The organism is Sphaerospermopsis kisseleviana CS-549 (assembly GCF_028329225.1).
GTDB classification, from domain to species: domain Bacteria; phylum Cyanobacteriota; class Cyanobacteriia; order Cyanobacteriales; family Nostocaceae; genus Sphaerospermopsis; species Sphaerospermopsis kisseleviana.
In genome coordinates this window covers 22,088-42,353 of sequence record NZ_JAQMTI010000097.1, presented here as the reverse complement: position 1 = coordinate 42,353, position 20,266 = coordinate 22,088, and the positions used below count along the sequence as shown (strand labels likewise).

The window sequence follows — 20,266 nt, the reverse complement described above, 5'->3', positions numbered from 1 at the left end:
TTTACTTTTTTGATAATATACTATGTTATAATATTTCTGTGCCTGTGCAAAATAGGAATGCTTCTTCTATTACCATCAATTTCATTAAAAATTTGAAAAACATGGATAGCGAACAACGCCAACGCTATCAAGCTGCTATAGTATCAACTTATTGCGCTGAAACTAGTTTCCTGGACAAACCTACCATGCGAGATGGTAGTGAGCGATCGCATAGCACTGATATTCTTGCGTCATTACATAGCGGAAAAGTTTTGATAGTTAATAGTCGTAAGCGCAACGGGTTAATAGTTGGGCAACGCTATCATGCAGAGTTTGCGGGTCCTGGAGCAGTTGTAGGTGGGGATTATGACAGGGATTGTCAGTTTGTCATACCTATAGGTAATCTCTCCTTATTAGCTCCTGAATCTCATGAAGAGCTTCAGAAGGCTTACTTGATTAGAAGACAATGGATTCGCTTAATCAAACAAATTACAGAAAATCCAGTTCCTGTACAGAGAGTACAGAAAATTCTGGAACAATTTGCACAGTATTTTCCAGCAGAAATGGTTGCTGATTTGCCAGATGCTGCCTTTGCTATGTTAGTGGGTGTGTTGCCGCAAACAGTGACAATAGTGCGTCGTCTTGGCAATGATTTAGACGACGAATGTTTTGATTATTAATAGTGAATATAGTTAATATTCAAGCTTGGCTAAAGCTGTTTTTAATCGCGTCAAGGTACGAGAGTTTTCTTCTGGTGTTCCTAGAGTAATTCGTAATCCCCCAGGCAGTGATCTGATCAAAGTGCCTTCATTTGTGAGTGTTTGATTGATCATTTTTAAAGCTTCATTGACTGGTTGAGAAGTCTTCGGTTTCAGACGCAGGTAAATAAAGTTAGTGTCACTATCTGTAATTTCTAATGCTGGGTGTGGGGATAAAGCCATGATCAGTTTACTGCGTTCACTCAGAGTTTGGGGAATGGAACTTAGCAAAAGTTGACGATTTTGTACAGCTACTAAAGCGGAAGCAAGGGAAAAACTGGGTAGATTGTAAGGAAGACGGACTTTTTCTAAAATAGCGATCGCATCGGGATGACCTACACAATAGCCTACTCGCATAGCTGCTAACCGGAAAGCTTTGGAAAAAGTCCGCAACACTACCCAGTTTGGATGCTGTGCTAATTCCCCAACTAAGGTAGTTTGGCTAAATTCAAAGTAAGCTTCATCAATCACTACCAAAATTTCCTCTGGTAAACTTTTTAACCATGTTACTTCTGCCGCAGTCAAACTATTAGCTGTGGGAGAATTGGGATGAACAACGAAAACCACTCGAATTGGAGGATTTTGAGTTTCTTCCAGTGCTGATTGTGCCGCTTTCAAATCTATTTCAAAATTGCTTTCATTTCTACCCACACTCACCACAGTAATACCTAGAGTTTGCGCCAAAATAGCATACATGGAAAAAGTGGGGTTAGCAACTAAAACAGAACCTTCTCCCCCCAAACAAGTGGCGATTAATAAAGAACGTATGAGTTCATCGGAACCATTACCTACAGAAATATGAGCAGCGGTGAAAGTGGAGGATGAAAGGTTAGCTGACTCATTGACATATTCGGCGATCGCTTCTTTGAGCGCCTCATGTCCACCATCAGGATAACGATTGCTTTCAATGACTTGTTGAAAAGTCCAAGCTAATTTTTCTTTGATCTCTGATGGCAAATCATAGGGACTTTCATTAGTATCCAGCCGATCAAATTGCGTTGCAGCCGGTTCGCTTGTATTGCTGCTGGGGTGGGGTTTGTAAGCAGAAAATTGGTTTAAATCAGAACGAATAAATGGAAGCATCATTTGTTAGTTGTTAGGGAACTATTAACAGGGAACAGAAGGCAGGAAGTTCAGGAGTTCAGGAGGCAGGAGGCAGGAGTCAGAAGTTCAGGAGGCAAGAAGTAATGTAGGGTTTGCTGAAAAAGTCTTCTCGTGAGGGCAAGGAGTCAGGAGGGAGAATTAGAAGTAGCCAAGAATGACTGATTTGGAAATAAAAGTGATCAGTTTTTGATGGTTTTAGTGTCTATTCCTTGCAGCTTTTTCACCTTTTTTACACCTGAATCCCTTGATTTATCGTGGTTTTATATTTATTCAGCAAACCCTAATATATTATTCTCCCCAGTCACCAGTCACCAGTCACCAGTCACCAGTTACCAGTTACCAGTCACCATTCCCCAGTTTGCAGAATGAGCGAATGGCTTGCCAAATCTTATCAGTTACATTTGCCAAGGTGTGATCGCTATCCAATTCTATTAATTCTACCCAAGGACGCGATCGCGCAAAATCTCGACTAGCTTGAATAGGAATAACTTCATCTTGTTTGCCATGTAAAATCAGGGTAGGAATGGGACGTTGTAACAAGTTTTCCTGGTATTTGGCAGCATCTGTGACGAAATTATAACTTAAAGGTAATTCTCTTCCTTCCCCATAGTGATAAACAAAGCAATATTGTTCTTGATGCCAACGTTTGATTTTTTCTGCTCCTAAAGAGGGCAACCAATGGTATAAAAATCCAAAAGCTGGTGCTAGTAACACTAAGCGTTGCACTTGTGGGTTTTGTTCTGCCAAATGAGCAGATGTTAAACCACCTAAACTAGAACCAATCAGCGTTACAGGTATGGATGGATCAGGAAATTCAGCGGTTCGGCTTACTTCGGCTCCGCTCAGTACAGGTCGCTCACCATAAAATTTAACCTGATGTAATTGACGGGTAATGGTGAGATGGGAAAAATCACCAGCATTTAAATCGGGAATTTTTAACTTGATCTGAATTTGGGTAAAGTGATCGCTCAAATCCTGTGCTTTGGTTGATTTAGGACTGGAAGCAAAGCCATGAAGATAGATGAATGAAGTCAAATTAAAACTCCTGATCCATTATTCACTCAAAACTTAATTGTTACCGGGGTTATTGCCAGGGTTATTGCCAGGATTGTTACTTGTACTGAGCGGAGTCGAAGTATTCTGTCTATTTTCGCGGATGACTTCTCCTGTTTTGACAAAATAATCTATTGATCCCAAAGGATTATTCCTGATTGATTCTCTTCCTAAATTATCTCTGGTAAGACGGTTGATAAATCTTTGTTCGAGCCCAGATTCTCTATTGTTAGAGCGATTGTTGGAGTTATTATTGGCGTTGTTAGTAGAGCGATTGATTTTTCTAGCTAGTTCTTTAGTGTCCAGTCCCCAATCACCTATTCCCTATTCCCTATTCCCTATTCCCTATTCTCTATTTCTAATAACTAATCCAATCACTCCAACTACCTGCATAAAGTTTAGCTGTGGAAATTCCAGCTAGTTCTAAAGAAAGTAAATTGACACAGGCGGTTACACCAGAACCACAATAAACTAAAATTTCTTTAGTAGGTTCTATTTTTTCCCATCGTTGACGTTGTTCTGATTGGGGAAGTAAGAAACCGGAAGCGTCGGTGACTGCTTGCCAAGGATAGTTTACAGCACCGGGAATATGACCAGCTATTTTATCGGTTGGTTCTCGTTCTCCACGATAGCGATCGCCATCTCTTGAATCTACTAAAACTACATCTGGACTATCTTTGAAATTTTTAACATAAGTATAGTCTACAACTTTTTCTTCATTTAACTGAGGGGTAAAAGTTCCCATTTTAGGTGCTGGAATTACATCTGTAATAGGATAACCAGCTTTTTGCCAACCAGCAAAACCACCATCTAAAACAGCTACTTGTTCATGTCCTAAATAACGCAATAACCACCACAAACGAGATGCAAAAGCCAAACGTGAATCATCGTAAGCGACTACTAAAGTTTTTTGGTATATTACCCCAATTTTTGCTAATTTATCTGCTAAATCATTGGGGTTAGGTAAAGGATGTCTTCCCCCATGTTCAGCGACAGGGCTAGATAAATCCTGATTTAAATCTAAATAGTAAGCTCCTGGAATATGACTTGTTTGATATTGGTTTTGTCCTAATTGTGGATCAGCCAAAGAAAAGCGACAATCAATAATGACTACTTGGGAATCATTAAGATGGGTAAATAGCCATTCGGGAGAAACAACAAATTGATGATTAATCATAGGTGACAGGTGACAGGTAACAGGTGACAGAAGGAAGGTTATTTTCGCTCACCCAGTATCCTAACTGCTGAATGATGAATATTGAAATGAGGTAACGAGAAAAATGTCAGATACAAATAATTTTACACTTCAATCGACAAAAGATGGTTCTTTTACTTTTTTTTCTCCAGAATTTAATGAAGCTTTTCACAGTAATTATGGAGCAAAACAAGAGAGCTATCTAAAATTTGCAGTTCCCACTCAAGTACAGAAAGTAGCCAGGAAAGGAATAGTAAAAATTTTAGATGTTTGTTATGGACTAGGATACAATACAGCGGCTGCTTTGGAAGTAATTTGGCAAGAAAATCCTACTTGTATAGTGGAAGTTATTGGTTTAGAAATAAATCCTGAAGTTCCCAAAGCAGCGATGAGCCAGGATATATTTAATGATTGGGATGATGAGTATAGAACTATTTTAAACGAACTGGCATTTAAGCACTATTGTCAAACAAATCGCTTACAAGCCAAATTACTGATAGGTGATGCTAGAAAATTAATTCAAGAAGTAGGTAAATCAGGTTTTTTAGCAGATGCTATTTTTCTTGATCCCTTTTCACCACCCCATTGTCCCCAATTATGGACTGTGGAATTTATACAAAAATTAACGCAGTGTTTACACAGAGATGGGTTATTAGCGACTTATTCCTGTGCTGCTGCTGTACGCACTGCACTTTTAGCGGCTAAGTTGGTAATAGGTTCTACCGCACCTGTAGGAAGACGCACTCCTGGTACTATTGGAGCATATCCCGATGGGGTAAATGACACTTCGACAAGCTCAGTGCATCGCATTACAGGGATTTATCCCCTTTCAGTAGCCGAAAAAGAACATTTACAAACTCGTGCTGCTATTCCTTATCGAGATCCTTCTTTAAGTGATACTGGTGAGTTAATATTAAGCAGAAGGCGACAAGAACAAGAAACGAGTCCCTTAGAAACAACTTCAAAATGGCGCAAACGATGGCTAGGAAAGGGTTAATATTTGACACTTCGACAAGCTCAGTGCATCGCAATTGCCCGTCAACAGACTAGAAGCCTGTTTTACTTCTTGATCATGGGTATATTATTTCAGAACTTGAATTTCAACGCAAGGCAAGTAATATTTTAAGAGTAATATTTTAAGGAACCTAAAACAATTACAAAAGATTCATTCATAAGCTATTAATTGCTTGGTTGAGAATCAGTTAATAACTTTTACCCATGTTTTTTTGTAATAAATAAACGATTATAGATTTTAAATTACTTGACTGAATAATTATTATTTTTACTACTATTCACTTCTATTAAATTCGGCTTTAACTCGACATTAGAATTTACAGCATTACCTAGTTGAGAAATCATCAAATTTGAGCCTAGACCTAATAAAATTCCCGTCACACTTAAACCCAGCATAGCTATAATTTTTTGTTGATTTATTGCAATCCAAAAAATATCTAATATCTGATCTGATATTGTACCAGAACCCATCACCGGAATAGGCATTAGTGCTGCTAAAGCATCCGCAGCATTAGCATAACGATATTTACGATTTGGTGCAACCATTTTCTTTAACCATGAACAAAAACTTGGACTGATATCAGGAAGTAATTCCTGAAAATTAAAGCGATATTTATCATCCATTAATTTACCAATATCCGCAGACCGACTATTTGTCAACAAGCAAATTAATGTTACACCTAAACTATATAAATCAGATGCTGCTGTTAAAGGATATCCAAATTCTGCTTCTGGGGGAATAAACCCCGGAGTACCAGCAACCAATGTACTCAAAACTGCTTTTTTATCCTGTGTCTTTGCTAAACCAAAATCTACTAAATAAGCTTGTAATTGCTGGTCTAATAAAATATTATCTGGCTTGATATCTCGATGAATAATTTTAGGTTTTTGTTCTTGTAGATAAACTAAAATATCTAAAATTGATAAAGCAATTTCCTTTATTTCTTGGGGATGAAAGCAGCGGCTCAAACCTAATGATGGAGCATTTTTATATTCTTGGACTAAATAGAAACATCCTGGTGTTTCAAAAGAATTTATATAACGAGGAATGCGGGGATGATTTAATCTTTGTAAAAACTGCATTTCCCTTTCATAAGCTTTCACTCCATACCAGTCAGCAGTTGTATTTGCAAAACAAAATTCCTTAATTACTACTTGTTTTTGAGAGTTGATATGATTAGCTAAATAAGTAATGCGTCCTCCTTCTGAGTTTCTGCCTAATTCTCGAATTACTTGATAGCCAAATGCCGAAAAATCTGGATAATTTTTGCAGAATTTTGTCTTTTTGTATCCATGATTTACATTAAACTCTATCATAAAATACACACAAGTTTTGTTTTGACAAAACAAAAATTTTCAAAAATTTTCCTCAGTTGACATAGGAATGAGTAAAAGGTAATCTACGTGCTTCACAAATTACCCATTACCCATTACCAATTCCAGATGGTTTTGATGTTTTACCCTACGGACTTCCAGTTTTTCTGTGCTAACCAGTCAATAATTGCAGTGTTGACAATATCTGGTACTTCATCATGGGGACAATGACCGGCGTTAGGAATAGGCACAATTTGAATATCTTTACCATTGTTACCCGCCTCTTCGTAAATTTTAGCGCCGGTAATTGGAGTCCAAGGATCATTAGCACCCCAAATTACTAATAAAGGCCATTTTAACTGCGGTAATAGTTCTTCGGGAGCAGGTCCTGGAGGTGCGGTGAGAATGGAAGCAAAAACTTGTTGCGCTCCTGGATCGCAAGATGGTGTATAAAGTAAATCAACAAGTTCATCTGTTACAGCATTGCGATCGCAATATACTTGATACAATGTGCGGCGAATTTGTGATTTTTGGCGAATGCGGTTAAAAACGAATTTTCCTGTGACTGGGTTAGCTACCAACTTGTTAAACGTAGCCATGAAAACCCTTAAAACCGGGTTTAATTCATGGGGACGATGACTCAAACCACCAGCAGAATTTATTAATACTCCCCCAGCAGCAATTTCAGGATGTTCTGTGAGAATTATTAAACTCAACAGTGCGCCAATGGAATTTCCTATAAATATAGCCGGTGTTTGAATGTGTGCATCATAAAAATCTTTTAACAGTTCTACCCACACTTCCATGCTATAACTCACGGTCGCTTTGTCCGAACCACCAAAACCTAGTAAGTCTAAAGCAAACACCCGATAACCAGCATTGGCTAAAACAGCTATATTTTTGCGCCAGTGTCCTATAGAAGCACCAAAACCGTGAATGAGTACCAAGGGTTGACCTGTACCCATCACAGTATATTGAATTTTATAATCTTGCCAAGTCCAAACTTGTTTTTCTATGGTTTGTAAATTCTGGGTTGTAATCGTCATTCGTTAAGATTCCTAAAGTATTGTTTCTTTATGCTAATCCTCCTGGCATTCTAGACAAAACATGAGCGAAAAAACTACATAAGATGTACACTAGCACCTGTAACTTTCACGTAGCATCAAAATCACTAGCAAATCTTACTTACGCCGTGATTTAATGTCAGATAAAATACTATGATTTTAAGTATATTAACTAATTCTAGGAAAGTCCTGATAGCGTCAGTTTCTCTCATAGCCTTGTCGCCAATACATTCTACCTTGGCTGCATCTCAACTATCTGCTGTATCTGTTACAATCCCATCAACAATCAATGATCAGCAGCTTTTAGCACAAGAAACTACTCAAGCAGAAGAAACATCAACTCCTGCTGCTTCTGCCAGGAGAGAAAAGTCAGGATTTACTTTATATATCTGGCAACCAGGTGGTAAAATATCAGAAGTAATTGCCCGGATATCTATTAAAGGGAAATATGGTGATAAATATCTCAAAGAAAGATTTTTAGGCGATTACAAATATAAAATTAAGCAGAAAGCCAAATTTGTGAACGGTTTTAAATTGGGCGATCGCATTGTTGTCCGATTGTATGATACTAAAAACCGTTTTATTGGCTACACAGAATTTGCTTGTTTACCTGATCATACAGCAGTAAACCTGATTTTACCAGCCAAACCAAGCGAAAATCCCGTAGTTCGCGTTTTTTATGGTGTTGATAATAACGAAGATGGCATCGTTGACAGAGATGCAGCTATCAAATATGACTATTTCACAGAACTCAAAAACCAAAAAGTTACCTTCCTCACCAGTTCCGAAAATATCGACATTACTCCATACCAAGCAGCGGGTTTTGCTAACGTTGCTCAAACAAGCGTTTATCCTGCAACCTTTAGTGAAGGCGAGTTTGCCTTAGCAGGTAAAACCATTAGCGTCTATGATCCTAAATTAGCACCAGCCCTATTATCTATTCCTGGCAGTTTGGTAAAGTTAACCCAACTCGGTAACAACTCCACATTTCAACTTCACGAGTTATTGGGTAAATATCGCTCAGTGGGTGTAGCTCAAGGTATTCGAGTCAACTTTTCTGATATTCCCAAAGATTACTGGGCTAAGGATTATATCGCCGAATTGGCAGCAATGGAAATCATTGATGGCTATCCTGATGGTACATTTCGCCCTAACGCCCCAGTTACTCGCGCCCAACTAGCAGCCCTCTTGCAAAAGACATTTATTAAAAGTAAAGTACGAAAAGCTATAAATTTTCGAGATGTTCCTCCAGATTATTGGGCTTATAATGCTATTCGTGAAAGTTACGAAATGGGTTTTTTCACAGTTGTTAACAGCAGAAGCTTTAACCCCACACAAAAACTGAAACGTCTCGATGTTTTAATTACCTTAGCAAAAGGATTGAATTATAAATTTAGCGGTTCTACAAAAGATATTTTGTCTATTTATAATGATGCTTCCACTATCAGAAGCGAACACCGCGAATTTATTGCCGCAATGACAGAAAATGGCGTAATTGTCAACTATCCCAATGTAAAATTATTAAACGGTGACAAGCAAGCTACCAGAGCCGAAGTTAGTGCCTTGTTATATAGGTCTATGGTAAGTGCAGGTGAAACTGCTGATTTTGCTTCCAAATATACAGTTAAACCTGTTACAAAAGGTGACAGGTGACAGAGAGGTAAAAGTGATTAAGTCACACCATTTTTCTGCCATCTTACCAGTAAATAAAACAGTATTTAATTGGCAGAAAACAGATTTTATAGAAGTGTTAAAAAATGCTGCTGATACTGCTGAATTAACTGTCATCGGTGAAGTGAGTTTTGCATTTCAACCCCAAGGAGTATCAGCAGTGATTTTATTAGCCGAATCTCATATAGCGTTACACTTTTGGCCAGAGGAAAGTAAAGTTACTATTGATATTCATATCTGTGATTATCAAAAGGATAATTTACAAAAAGCGCAATTTTTAACACAGATAATCACACAAGAATTTAGTAATTGTGAATATCTCAAGAATTGGCATTATTTATCTGTTAGTGGATAGCATTCTCTATTCCCTATTCCCTATTTTTAAAAACACCAACCACTTAAAAAAGATGCAGCAATATAAGCAAAAGCTTCTATTAAACCTGCACCCACATTAGGAATTTCTTGGTTAACAATTTCATCGGAAATTTTCACACCGGGAACTAAAATTAAATCTGCTAACCAGCGAATACCAACTAAAGAAAGCAAGCAAAATACTAAGATTAAACCATATTGGGTAAAACTAACTAACCAATTTGTAAACTCTGGATAAAAAGCCACCCTAACTATATTACCAGTAGCAATTAATAAACCTGCTAACGCTACTCCTGCTGCGGGGTTATTTTTGATAATTATTTCATTCATTTTAACCCAATGACAACTTTTGCAATAAACTAATTAATGTATCTGCTAATTGGTCATAAAAAAAGTAATCATGAGCGCCAATTGTTTTAATATGTTTACCTCCAAATTGACTTTTAAATTGGGAAAATTTGGCATAACCATGATTAGGATCACGGGTAAAACCATAAAAATCATAAACTTGACAACCGCAAATTTTTGCCCTTTGGATAGCTTGCCAATGTAAGCCATAATTTGCCATTACTTGTTTATATAATAAGTTTCTGCCACCATATAAATAAGTTGCTGTATAACCACAATATACTACTAAAATTGCTGCTATTATTTCTCCATTCCAACTAGCTAAACCAATTTCTGCCATATTTTCTTTAAATAACGTTTGACAGAGATTGATAAAAAACCTGTAGGGTTCACCAAAAAATTCTTGACGTTCGACAGTTTCCCAAAATAAATTATAAAATAAAGGAATAGTTTGGGAATCATTACTAAATTCAATTTTTACCCCATAACGTTGACTAATACGAATATTGTAACGCCCTTTAGGTTTCATAGATGCTAGAATTTCATCTGTACTTGGGCGTAAATCAATTAATAAAGTTTCACAGGGTAATAAGTCAGCAGGTGCGCGAACAAAATCTTGAAGATAATCAGGTTTTTCCTGCCATAATGGTTCAATACGAAGAGCAACTGCACCCTGTTTTCTGGCTAAAGTTTCTCCTTTTTCTAACAATAACTGCATCCCTATTTCTGAAGTATTTTCTGGAGTATTTTCTGGTAATATTGGTCCACCAGAAGTAAATAATAAATTGGCTTTATTAGTGTGGGGGTATAAATAATAAATACACCCACCCACTAAATCATTATTTTCTGAAAATAATCCATAACGAAAAGTTTTATAACCTTCTATTTCTTTAAAATCAGCCCAACTTGTAGTTTGCATAAAGCAACCCTTGGGAGTAGATTTAACTAACAAATTCCAAGCTGTTTTTTCTGAAGCTTGTAATTCTCTGACTGTTAAAGATAAGTTATTTTTCTCTGCTATGGTTGGGTGATAATTATTAACATTCATAATATTCATCTTTAATTATTTCGCATTCTCTTAATAATGCTATATATCCAGTAACTACTAAAGCAAGTGAATATAAAACCTACCCATTTACTATCACCAGTACCATCGTTATAACTACTGCTACTGCTACGACTACCATAATATGAGCCTTTAGCAAATACTGAATCTGGTGCTACTAGATTAGTCATTAACAACGTTATAGACAACAAAGTAATCAATTCAACCATTTTAGGGTTTAACGTGCCTAAAGGCTGATTATATTTAATTTTATCAGCAAAAGTCCTCAATTCACTAGCAATTTGTGGTGGTAATTCCTGCACTCTAGTTAGTAAACTATTGAGTAATTTGTTAACGTCTATTTCTGATAATAATCCTTGGAGATTATCTAACCAATATGTTGTCATCTTTGGTTCGTGATAGGGATGACGTACTGGTACAAATTGATTAATATTTGGTAAGTCTTTGTCTGCATTAGGAGCAGCATAAATATTTTCTAGCCAAAACTTAGCTACAGATTCCAAATCTAAGGAATTAATATTTTCTATTTCGGCGTTGAAATGTTCATTAATATCTAAAAAATCCACATATTCACCAGAATTTAATAGGATATCTTCTGGGTTTGATGGATGATTCAAAAGATAATAAAATAACCGTTCGTTTTCCAGTGTGTGAATAGTTACTTTATGCCGATATGCTGCTATTTTTTGTTCAAATTTAAAGACAGGGAGTAAATTTTCACGGGTTAAATAATTTAAATTATTTGGGAAATCAATGTTTTCAATTTCTGTCCTCAAAATTCTTTGTGTTGAACCTAAAAAGAAACCCCAATCACCATAATCATGGTTACAAAATGAGGGAATTTGAATTTGTAAGGGTTTAGTTGCAAAATTCACTGATAGCAAAGTTTGATACAAACACCAAAAAGCGTGAGTATCATAATTTGGTGAAACTCCGTTAACAGCTACTATTCCAGAAGGAATTAAAATGCGATTAACTTCTTGAAACCATTCCTGACTATAGATTTTTGCATCTTCAGCCGATTTAGGACAAGTGAAATCACAAATTACAACATGATAATAATCATCAACTAATTGTCTGACAAATCCAAAGGCTTCTTGAGTGTATACTGTAACTTTTTCATGTTCTAAACTGCCTAAATTATAAGGTTTAAATACTGTGTTTGCTAATTCGATAACATCTGGATTATAGTCTACTAAATCAATGTTTTTTACCTGAGCAAAACGCAGTAAATCTCTAGCAGCTAATCCATCACCACCACCACAAATCAAAACCCGTAAATCTGTATCAGTAAATCTTTGGATGGCTAAAGATACAGCAGGAATTACTAAATTTTCATGATAAATTGCCTCATCAGCACTATCAAACTGTAAATCTCCATTGATATAAAAGGCAATACGATGATCATAGTTTTCAATAAATAAGGAAATAGACATAGAAACTTTACCCAAATATCATTAAAAATATACCGATGGACAAAAATATGAGCGCAATTATTAATTCAATTATTAACTCAGGTTTCCACCTCAATACCTGGCGTTCCGAACTTACACCTTTTTGAATATTATGAAATTCTTCAGGCTTGACTATTTTGGTTGAGTAAATCTCTAATTGTAGATTGGGAAAAGATTCTATTGCTAAATTTACACAATGGTCTTTATCCCAATAATCCCAAGTAATGCGAGATTTTGTTTTCCCTTCAGAATCATAACTTCCTTCAGTTTGTGAATCGAAATAATAGGATTTATAGAAAAGTTTTAGTTCTGGATAAGGGGTATTTAATACTTGCATTTCTTTCCATAATGTAGTTAGTTGTAGTGGGTTTTTGGGAAAATCTGGAGTATATAAAGACACATTCTGTAATTGATTGGAAATATACCAAGTTACAGAGTTAATTTCTTCGCTGGGGTCATATTCTCGCAATAAGTAATATTCCGAACCACCGGAGGAGACTAACAACCATTCCTCTGTTTGATAACCTTGAGGATCTTGGTAGGTGCTGTAATCTTTTATATCCCAGTCTAAACCGGAATATCTCACGCGATCGCCCGGACGCAAGGCATGAACTTGAGTTTCAATGCTAACTGTATACATACAGGTTTAACTATGATTATTAGAAATTTCCTTGATTGTGGTATTTCGCCAAGTAATATCTGTGACATAACCTTGATGACCATCATCTAATTTAACATAATCCCCTGCTCTTACCTGCTTAGAAATAACTAAATAAAAACCAGAAAATAAATTAGCTAAGGTGTCTTGGAGAGCTAAACCAACAGCTAAACCTCCAATTCCCAAGGTAGTAACTATGGGAGTAATTTCAATACCCACAGTTTGCAAAAGAATTAATGTTCCCAAAACTAAAACAATTGTTTTAGCTAAATTGGAAAGCAGGGATGTAGAAACTCCCTCGGTACGTTGGACAAATAAATTAACAAAACCGGCAGTCAGTCTAGCTAAAACTAAAGTTACAGAATATAATAAAATTATGGTGATGATTTTTTGCAGAACATTAGCAATACCTGGTTTAACAGGAGAACTAAGAATAGCCCAAAAAAAACCTGCCAAAACAAACCAAATAAAGGTCATTCTGTGCAGTGATTGAAATATAATCTCACTCCCAGGAATTTGCCGCTTAATAACAAAGCTTTTAATTCTATTAAAAATAACTTTTTCACCAATTATGCCAGTCAGAAAGCCAACTAGAATAAATATAAGAGGTATAATCCATTGCATCATAGTTATATTTGATAGTGAATTGACAAATGAAAATTACAAGAGTCAAGATTGAGAATGATCGTTAACTCAGGAATATAGCTAGAAGCGAAAAGCTGAATGCTGACCTGAAAATTAGGATATCAACAATTAGCAAATTAAACTCGCTAAGTTTTTCCAGAGAAATTGATGTATAATGATCATCCGAGCAAAAATATGTGATACATTATAGCAATGATAAGTAATTGATGATATGTTTACTAAAATCCGATTTCTACCTAAAAAAAGGTGACTTTTATTACTTTGAAAAACACAAATAAATTAATTGTTTTCTGATGACAATCTAGCTGGAGACTGATTTTTGAGACTTAATCCTCAGTATCAGTAGTAGTTAACCTCAAAATTTATTGGTGTACTTCACCTAAGTAATGGATCTACCAATTATTTACCATCAAGATTATATTGCACCTCTGCCGCTTGGACATCGCTTCCCCATGTCGAAATTTAGACAACTGTATGAATTGCTGTTAGCTGACAGGGTAGCATATCCAGAACAGTTTCACACTCCTGAATGTCCACCGCAAGAATTAATAGAATTAGTCCACACCAAAAGTTATGTACAAGCTTACTGCGAAGGAACATTAGAAGCAAAAGCACAAAGACGCATTGGTTTACCTTGGAGTCCAGCTTTAGTAAATCGTACCTGTGTAGCAGTAGGTGGAACAATATTAACGGCTAAATTAGCATTAAACCAAGGTTTAGCTTGTAATACTGCTGGTGGAACACATCACGCTTTTCCTAATTATGGATCTGGTTTTTGTATTTTTAATGATTTAGCAATTGCTACTCGCGTTTTACAAAAATTAGGACTTGCTAAAAAGATGTTAATTGTTGACTTAGACGTACATCAAGGAGATGGAACAGCGTTTATATTTGAAAATGATCACAGCGTTTTTACATTTTCCATGCACTGCGAAATTAACTTCCCTAGCACCAAACAAACAAGTGATTTAGATGTACCATTACCACTAGGAATGGAAGACGATGCTTATTTACAAACCCTAGCTAATTACCTACCAGACTTGCTAACAGAAATTAAGCCAGATATAGTATTGTATGACGCTGGAGTCGACACCCATATAGATGATAAACTAGGAAAATTATCTCTCACAGACACTGGAATTTTTCGACGAGAAATGCAGGTTTTAACCACCTGCGTTAGTGCTGGTTATCCAGTAGCTTGTGTTATTGGCGGTGGTTATGCAGATGATATTAAATCTCTTGTTTGGAGACATTCTTTATTACATCGAGCCGCCAGTCAGGTTTATCACCAGTTTCATCTTTAAAACTATATCTAACCTTATTCCTCTTGGTGTGAAATCAAAAACAATCAGGACATCCATGCAACAGAAATTAGTGAAAATAAACAATTCAGAAACCTTTGGCTATAGCTTATTAAATTCCACAATTGATAACTTAATTCGTAGCTTTGAAGGACAACAAGCAGTTACATCATATTCCAACTTTCGAGAAAAAAAAGAACGCGCTCATGAATTGATTTTTGAATGTATAGGTAAAAAAACTTGCCTATTTTATCTTCGCCGTCAAGGTAAGGGAAAAGATACAGGAGAAGAAATTTGGGATTTAACCATTGCTACAGATGACAGTGAGTTTCAACTACCCAAAAGATTGAAAGAACTAAATAAAACTTTAGGATTGAGAGCCGCAGTGAAAAAAAATGGTACTGGTGGTTTAAAAATTCTCTCAGTTTATTTATTACCACTATCAAGAGGAAGAATTGACGCTTATGCTTTACCATTACCATTGCAGTTAGTTCCTAATTATTATGAGCCTATAAATATTTCTCCCAAGAGATTGGCACAAATAAATAAAATGCCAATATGCGGTAATCATATACCCACCGAAGACCAACTACAAGCATGGAAAGCTTTTTTGAAAATTGAAGAACGTATTGCTAAAGCCAGACAATTTTGTGTCAAATTTTTCCACTCCGAATATGACTGCCAACAAAAAGAAATCGCCTTAAAAATTGATATTAACTCAGCCACCCTTGATGGTGATGAAGAGAATTATTTAGATGTAGAAAACTTTTGGGAACGGGTAAAACAGGCAAAAAATCAAGATATCAAATTTTCTGATTCTGTACCTACTGAAATAACTCGTCGCACTAGTCGTCAATTAGGAAATATTGAAAAAATTGACCACAGAAATAATCTTATTTACATCAGGCTTGAGCGGGAATTAGTAGAATATATAGCATCGGAAAATTATCAAATACCAACAAAAGGATACTTATTTTTTGATGCTGCTGGTGATATTAAACAAATTAAGCGTAAAGAAAAAGCATTAGAACAATTAAAACAAGGACGGACACAAAACCCATATTTAGGAGATTTCTTATTTGACGCTTCCCAAGCCAGACCTATTCAAAAAACTGTTAAACTAAAACCACAAGATTTGTTATTATCTGCTGCAAATTCAGGTCAAAAAGCATCTGTAGAAAAGGTAATAGCCGCAGAAGATTTAGTTTTGATTCAAGGTCCACCAGGAACAGGTAAAACGACTGTAATTGCCGAAATTTGCTATCAAATAGCTTTGCGTGGTGGTCGCACATTAATTACTTCCCAAGCTAATTTAGCAGTTGATAATGCTTTAAGTCGCTTAGTTCACAACCCAGTTATCCGCGCTGTCAGAAAAGGAAAAGCTGAAAAAGTTGGAGAAGAAGGACAAGGATTTTTAGAAGACCAAGTAATTAACAGATGGTTAGAAAATACTGCTAATGACTGTGAAAATAATCTCAATCAACACAGAGAAAATATACAAATTCTTCAGCAGCTATTAACAACATCGAAAAGATTTACAGATTACTTAAAATTAGTGGAAAAAGTCAATCATAAACAAAAGAAATTAAAAGATGAAAAGATAAAGTTAGAGAATGTTTACAGAACTCAAGAAACTGTCTATCATGAATTGCTTGAGCATAAAAATGAAATTGAATCTTTAATTAATGGGGTGAAAGATATTATCAATAAACCACAAAATATCAATTGGGATGATCCAGAAATTAAAAATTTTTTACCCCGTTTGCAACCTTATATATTAGAAAATAATCTAGTAGGAGATTTTCGGGAAAAAGTCAATCAAGCTATTAAGTATACCGATGAACTGGGGGTTATTTGTCCTGTGCGTGGTGCATTCGGTTTAGCTGTCTGGTTGCGGGAAACTATAGCCAAGGAAATTGCCGGATTTCAATCAACATTCACCTATGCTTATGATGCAACTATCGCTATGTCAGACTTAGCAAAATTAGTACAGGGTTTCCAAAAAAAATCAGCCTATTTACATCAGTTACAAACAGAGTATCAAAAGTCTATTAATCAGGATCACAAGCTACAACCAACCATTCAAAATTGGGAAAACCGTAAACGAGAAATTGATTATATTATCGCAGCAGTTAAAGAGTGGAAAACTACAGCGTATTCCCATCTTTACCAAGTTTTGAAAAATTGCCAGCAATCTGATTTATTATTGACTGAAGAAATGCTGCATTTACCACTGGGTTTATTGATGTTTGCTAAAAACTTAAACTTGCCAATCTTACCAAAGAATTACCAAATTAAATTACCAGAATGGGAATTACTAATCAAAGCATTGTCTTATGAAATTGATGGTAATTTTAGTGACAGAAGGGGTAAAAAGCATAATTTTAGCTATTTTATGCAGCAAAATTTTAGTCAAATTCTCTTATTCTTGGAAAAGAGCGATCGCCAAAAATGGCAAGCAACATATCAACAGTTTCAAAAGTATCAATTACTCACTACAAAACAACGTCAATTATTAGTTGAAAATGCCCAGAGTTTTTTAATTCAACTGCAACAAACCTACAGTGCATCTTATGAATTAAATAACCTGGATTCTACTTTAGCTAGAATTACCCAAGAATTATTAGATACAATTCTTGCTAATGCTCGTCAATGTGTTCTCAAATTAAAAACAGAAGCAGAGCAACAACTTAATAATTTGCACAAACAACAACAGTTAAATCAACCTCCAAATAATCAAATTACCCAAGAACAAATATTAGCAACTCAAACTCAGGTAGAAAAAGCCAGTCAAGATGCTAATTTACTGCTGGAAAGAGTTGTAAAAATTTTGGAACAGCTGAATAAACAACCACAGCTACCTGTAAAATTACGAAATCTCACACAACAATATTTAGCAAAACAAGCAAATATTTGGGAACAGCATCAGGAATTTGAGAAACAAGTGCAGCTTTGGGAAACTTGCATAACTCATCTGGATGATTTAAATTCCTCCTTAGATGCTTTCTCAGTATTCGAGAATATTCAAGAATCTTTAAAAGAGGAACTAGTAAAAATAAATAAAACCAGCAAAAACTCTTTACAAAAACTTGAAAAAGCAAAAATTAAATTAAATGAAATAGAAGAAAAATTAAAATCCCATATCTCCAATGATTTAATCATAGAAAAAAATTGCTGCGAGATGACTTGGCAACAAATACCCGATCAATTTAAACCTCAGCCCAAAACCACAGAAACAGATTTCTTGAATTTGGAATTTTTGCAGCAGATAAAACAACAATTTGATCTTTGGCAACAACAACTACAAAATGAAGAAGATTATTTGCGGAAATATCAAAACTTTGTCCAAGATTGGATTACCAAACTACGTCAACCTTCAGAAAGAGATAGTAACGATTTAAGACAAATTTATTTAGATAACGCTAACGTCGTTGGTATCACCTGCGTGCAAGCTGCAAATTACAACTTCTCGGAAGAATTTAAATATTTTGATGTTGTCATTATTGATGAAGTAAGTAAATGTACACCTCCAGAATTAGTTATCCCCGCATTGAAAGCCAAAAAATTAGTCATGGTAGGAGATCACCGACAACTACCACCAATGCTAGAAATTGACACAATAGAAGAAGTCGCAGAAACAATGGGACATTCTAGAGAAGAAATGGGATTTCTCGAAGAATCCTTATTTAAATTTCAGTTTGAAAATGCCGATAATAGCATTAAACAAATGCTCAATACCCAATATCGAATGCACCCCAATATTATGGGAGCAATCAATCAGTTTTATGATGGTAAATTAGAATGTGGCATTTTAGAACCAGATAGCAAACGCGCCCATAATTTAGCAGGTGAAATCATTAAACCAGAACATCATTTACTGTGGGTGACAACGCCTAGAGAAGATGAATTTGCAGAAGAAAAATTAGGAACATCATTTTTTAATCCCCAAGAAGTAGATGTCATTGAAAAAATCTGTCAAGATTTTGAAAATGCTTGGCGTTCTAGAGTTGCTAATGGTGAACCTAAAAAAGAAATAGCAGTTATTACATTTTATGGCGCTCAACTGCGAAAAATAGATGAACGTTTACAACCGGAACTTTTTCCATCCTTGCACATTAGAACAGGTACAGTTGATAGATTTCAAGGTATGGAAAGACCAGTTGTAATTGTGAGTATGGTGCGGAATAATCCTTTAGGAGATGTGGGATTTGCTAAAAAACCAGAAAGGGTAAACGTCGCTTTTTCTCGCGCTCAAGAATTATTAGTAATTGTTGGTTGTCACGATTTATTTACCAGCAACTCTGGTAAAGTTGGTCGAATGTATTCAGAAGTAGCAAATCTCGCCACTCGTCATGGAGGTTTTATTGATGTTTCCTGGTTCTGTTGATAGAAATATTGATCCGCATCTCAAAAATATAGTTACCGAAATTGAAACAGAAAATCCCCAATTATCAGTTTTTGCAGCCCGTCAATTTCGCTATAGTTTGCGTAAAAATACCTTAGAATTAACAGTTAAAGAACCACGTCCATTTAATGTCATGGAAGAGTTTATCATCCGTGCTGGACTGGAATTTGAACCCCCACCAACAGGAGATGAATTAGCATCTATCCTGGGACTTGATCCTGTATTTGTTCACAGTACAATTTCCACACTTCAATCATTACAAACTTTGGCATTAAAATCACCTATTACCGTTACCCCAGAAGGACAATTATTTTATGAAAAAGGTACAGTACCACTGCCGGCTTATACAGTGGAAATTTATGCAGTTACCGATTTTTTAGAAGGTAAACTTACCTGTAAAAACGAAGATTTAAATAATGATGTCTCTATGAAATTACCTGATTTAGCCAACTTGGTGAAAATAGAACATATAAATATTGATATCTCTATTTTACCTTTGGAAAGAATACAGCAGATTATTCAAAACTCAGGATTAACATTTCATGTACCAGAAGCAGGAAAAATAGTCACTGCTTTTAAGGTGATTCAACCTACACAAATTATTTGGAAAAATATATCTCTTTTGGTGATTTTCGATGGTATAGCTGACAAATTTAAAATTCAAATTCGTAGCGGTAAGCGCATATCAGAAGTAGCATCAACTAGGGTAACTTCCTTATTAAATGAAGGCAGAATTTCCTTAGCAGCATTATGTGATTTATCTGATGCAACAATCAATTCTGCAAGAGCAAAAATAATGAGTAATTCATAATTGGGTAATAGGTAATAAGTAATTCGTAATTATAAATTACTACCCAATCCCCAA

17 protein-coding genes and 1 pseudogene are annotated in these 20,266 nt (G+C 35.6%); 8 read left to right on the top strand and 10 right to left on the bottom strand.

Annotated features, from left to right (window positions below; all coding sequences use genetic code 11):
• Positions 1-101 precede the first annotated feature (101 nt).
• Entirely contained in the window at positions 102-659 is a 558-nt protein-coding gene (locus tag PN497_RS07965) for a hypothetical protein (protein WP_096572653.1), read from the top strand.
• A gap of 12 nt (positions 660-671) precedes the next feature.
• Here PN497_RS07965 and PN497_RS07960 read toward each other — a convergent pair whose 3' ends face one another.
• The gene (locus tag PN497_RS07960; protein WP_096567461.1) at positions 672-1,820 is read right to left on the bottom strand and encodes a histidinol-phosphate transaminase; all 1,149 of its coding nucleotides are present in this window, start codon (positions 1,818-1,820) and stop codon (positions 672-674) included.
• A gap of 207 nt (positions 1,821-2,027) precedes the next feature.
• On the opposite strand from PN497_RS07960, the gene PN497_RS07955 reads away from it, so the two are divergent.
• Positions 2,028-2,210: a hypothetical protein gene (locus PN497_RS07955; protein WP_190647872.1), complete on the top strand. Its 183-nt coding sequence runs from the start codon at positions 2,028-2,030 to the stop codon at positions 2,208-2,210.
• Here the strand turns inward: PN497_RS07955 and PN497_RS07950 are convergent.
• Together PN497_RS07950 and PN497_RS07945 are read right to left on the bottom strand one after the other, a co-directional pair.
• The gene (locus tag PN497_RS07950) at positions 2,178-2,876 is read right to left on the bottom strand and encodes a YqiA/YcfP family alpha/beta fold hydrolase (protein ID WP_096567459.1); all 699 of its coding nucleotides are present in this window, start codon (positions 2,874-2,876) and stop codon (positions 2,178-2,180) included. The genes PN497_RS07955 and PN497_RS07950 overlap by 33 nt on opposite strands.
• A 376-nt stretch (positions 2,877-3,252) precedes the next feature.
• Positions 3,253-4,071: a sulfurtransferase gene (locus PN497_RS07945; protein ID WP_096567457.1), complete on the bottom strand. Its 819-nt coding sequence runs from the start codon at positions 4,069-4,071 to the stop codon at positions 3,253-3,255.
• 103 nt (positions 4,072-4,174) lie between these two features.
• Between PN497_RS07945 and PN497_RS07940 the strand changes: the two genes are divergently transcribed.
• Positions 4,175-5,086 carry a tRNA (5-methylaminomethyl-2-thiouridine)(34)-methyltransferase MnmD gene (locus PN497_RS07940; RefSeq protein ID WP_096567455.1) on the top strand — a complete coding sequence of 304 codons (912 nt, stop codon included), beginning with the start codon at positions 4,175-4,177 and terminating at the stop codon, positions 5,084-5,086.
• A 260-nt stretch (positions 5,087-5,346) separates the two neighbouring features.
• Here the strand turns inward: PN497_RS07940 and PN497_RS07935 are convergent, their stop codons facing one another.
• Complete coding sequence (locus PN497_RS07935; RefSeq protein ID WP_190647868.1) at positions 5,347-6,420, bottom strand: serine/threonine protein kinase; 1,074 nt, start codon at positions 6,418-6,420, stop codon at positions 5,347-5,349.
• A 140-nt stretch (positions 6,421-6,560) separates the two neighbouring features.
• Complete coding sequence (locus tag PN497_RS07930; RefSeq protein ID WP_096567453.1) at positions 6,561-7,463, bottom strand: alpha/beta fold hydrolase; 903 nt, start codon at positions 7,461-7,463, stop codon at positions 6,561-6,563.
• A 171-nt stretch (positions 7,464-7,634) separates the two neighbouring features.
• On the opposite strand from PN497_RS07930, the gene PN497_RS07925 reads away from it, so the two are divergent.
• Together PN497_RS07925 and PN497_RS07920 are read left to right on the top strand one after the other, a co-directional pair.
• Positions 7,635-9,134, top strand: a complete 1,500-nt coding sequence (locus PN497_RS07925; protein ID WP_096567451.1) for an S-layer homology domain-containing protein — start codon at positions 7,635-7,637, stop codon at positions 9,132-9,134.
• A 13-nt stretch (positions 9,135-9,147) separates the two neighbouring features.
• On the top strand, positions 9,148-9,507 hold the full coding sequence (locus tag PN497_RS07920; protein ID WP_096572651.1) for an S-adenosylmethionine decarboxylase family protein: 360 nt from the start codon (positions 9,148-9,150) through the stop codon (positions 9,505-9,507).
• A 26-nt stretch (positions 9,508-9,533) separates the two neighbouring features.
• Here the strand turns inward: PN497_RS07920 and PN497_RS07915 are convergent, their stop codons facing one another.
• The 5 genes and pseudogenes from PN497_RS07915 to PN497_RS07895 all read right to left on the bottom strand — a co-directional run.
• The gene (locus tag PN497_RS07915) at positions 9,534-9,854 is read right to left on the bottom strand and encodes a DUF350 domain-containing protein (RefSeq protein ID WP_228051682.1); all 321 of its coding nucleotides are present in this window, start codon (positions 9,852-9,854) and stop codon (positions 9,534-9,536) included.
• Position 9,855: 1 nt separating this feature from the next.
• Positions 9,856-10,929 (bottom strand): lipid II:glycine glycyltransferase FemX, encoded by a 1,074-nt coding sequence (locus PN497_RS07910; protein WP_228051681.1) that lies wholly within the window; start codon positions 10,927-10,929, stop codon positions 9,856-9,858.
• A gap of 2 nt (positions 10,930-10,931) precedes the next feature.
• Positions 10,932-12,374: a spermine/spermidine synthase domain-containing protein gene (locus PN497_RS07905; RefSeq protein ID WP_096567449.1), complete on the bottom strand. Its 1,443-nt coding sequence runs from the start codon at positions 12,372-12,374 to the stop codon at positions 10,932-10,934.
• A 7-nt stretch (positions 12,375-12,381) separates the two neighbouring features.
• Positions 12,382-13,032 carry a DUF4178 domain-containing protein gene (locus PN497_RS07900; protein WP_096567445.1) on the bottom strand — a complete coding sequence of 217 codons (651 nt, stop codon included), beginning with the start codon at positions 13,030-13,032 and terminating at the stop codon, positions 12,382-12,384.
• 15 nt (positions 13,033-13,047) lie between these two features.
• Positions 13,048-13,677, bottom strand: a pseudogene (locus PN497_RS07895) (mechanosensitive ion channel family protein); the annotation flags it as partial.
• A 404-nt stretch (positions 13,678-14,081) separates the two neighbouring features.
• Here PN497_RS07895 and PN497_RS07890 point away from each other — a divergent pair.
• From PN497_RS07890 to PN497_RS07880, 3 genes are read left to right on the top strand one after another with little or no spacing between them, the layout of a single operon-like run.
• On the top strand, positions 14,082-14,999 hold the full coding sequence (locus PN497_RS07890) for a histone deacetylase family protein (protein WP_096567444.1): 918 nt from the start codon (positions 14,082-14,084) through the stop codon (positions 14,997-14,999).
• 55 nt (positions 15,000-15,054) lie between these two features.
• A complete protein-coding gene (locus PN497_RS07885) occupies positions 15,055-19,383 on the top strand; it encodes an AAA domain-containing protein (RefSeq protein ID WP_096567442.1) in 4,329 nt (1,442 codons plus the stop codon).
• Positions 19,364-20,212, top strand: a complete 849-nt coding sequence (locus tag PN497_RS07880) for a hypothetical protein (RefSeq protein ID WP_272109884.1) — start codon at positions 19,364-19,366, stop codon at positions 20,210-20,212. The genes PN497_RS07885 and PN497_RS07880 overlap by 20 nt, the downstream gene beginning before the upstream one ends.
• Positions 20,213-20,266: the final 54 nt, after the last annotated feature.

Bases quoted from the DNA above. Each gene is read 5' to 3' on its own strand.
- PN497_RS07965 (WP_096572653.1), top strand. From the start codon at position 102: ATGGATAGCGAACAACGCCAACGCTATCAAGCTGCTATAGTATCAACT.
- PN497_RS07960 (WP_096567461.1), bottom strand. From the start codon at position 1,820: ATGCTTCCATTTATTCGTTCTGATTTAAACCAATTTTCTGCTTACAAA.
- PN497_RS07945 (WP_096567457.1), bottom strand. From the start codon at position 4,071: ATGATTAATCATCAATTTGTTGTTTCTCCCGAATGGCTATTTACCCAT.
- PN497_RS07940 (WP_096567455.1), top strand. From the start codon at position 4,175: ATGTCAGATACAAATAATTTTACACTTCAATCGACAAAAGATGGTTCT.
- PN497_RS07935 (WP_190647868.1), bottom strand. From the start codon at position 6,420: ATGATAGAGTTTAATGTAAATCATGGATACAAAAAGACAAAATTCTGC.
- PN497_RS07930 (WP_096567453.1), bottom strand. From the start codon at position 7,463: ATGACGATTACAACCCAGAATTTACAAACCATAGAAAAACAAGTTTGG.
- PN497_RS07925 (WP_096567451.1), top strand. From the start codon at position 7,635: ATGATTTTAAGTATATTAACTAATTCTAGGAAAGTCCTGATAGCGTCA.
- PN497_RS07915 (WP_228051682.1), bottom strand. From the start codon at position 9,854: ATGAATGAAATAATTATCAAAAATAACCCCGCAGCAGGAGTAGCGTTA.
- PN497_RS07910 (WP_228051681.1), bottom strand. From the start codon at position 10,929: ATGAATATTATGAATGTTAATAATTATCACCCAACCATAGCAGAGAAA.
- PN497_RS07905 (WP_096567449.1), bottom strand. From the start codon at position 12,374: ATGTCTATTTCCTTATTTATTGAAAACTATGATCATCGTATTGCCTTT.
- PN497_RS07900 (WP_096567445.1), bottom strand. From the start codon at position 13,032: ATGTATACAGTTAGCATTGAAACTCAAGTTCATGCCTTGCGTCCGGGC.
- PN497_RS07890 (WP_096567444.1), top strand. From the start codon at position 14,082: ATGGATCTACCAATTATTTACCATCAAGATTATATTGCACCTCTGCCG.
- PN497_RS07885 (WP_096567442.1), top strand. From the start codon at position 15,055: ATGCAACAGAAATTAGTGAAAATAAACAATTCAGAAACCTTTGGCTAT.
- PN497_RS07880 (WP_272109884.1), top strand. From the start codon at position 19,364: ATGTTTCCTGGTTCTGTTGATAGAAATATTGATCCGCATCTCAAAAAT.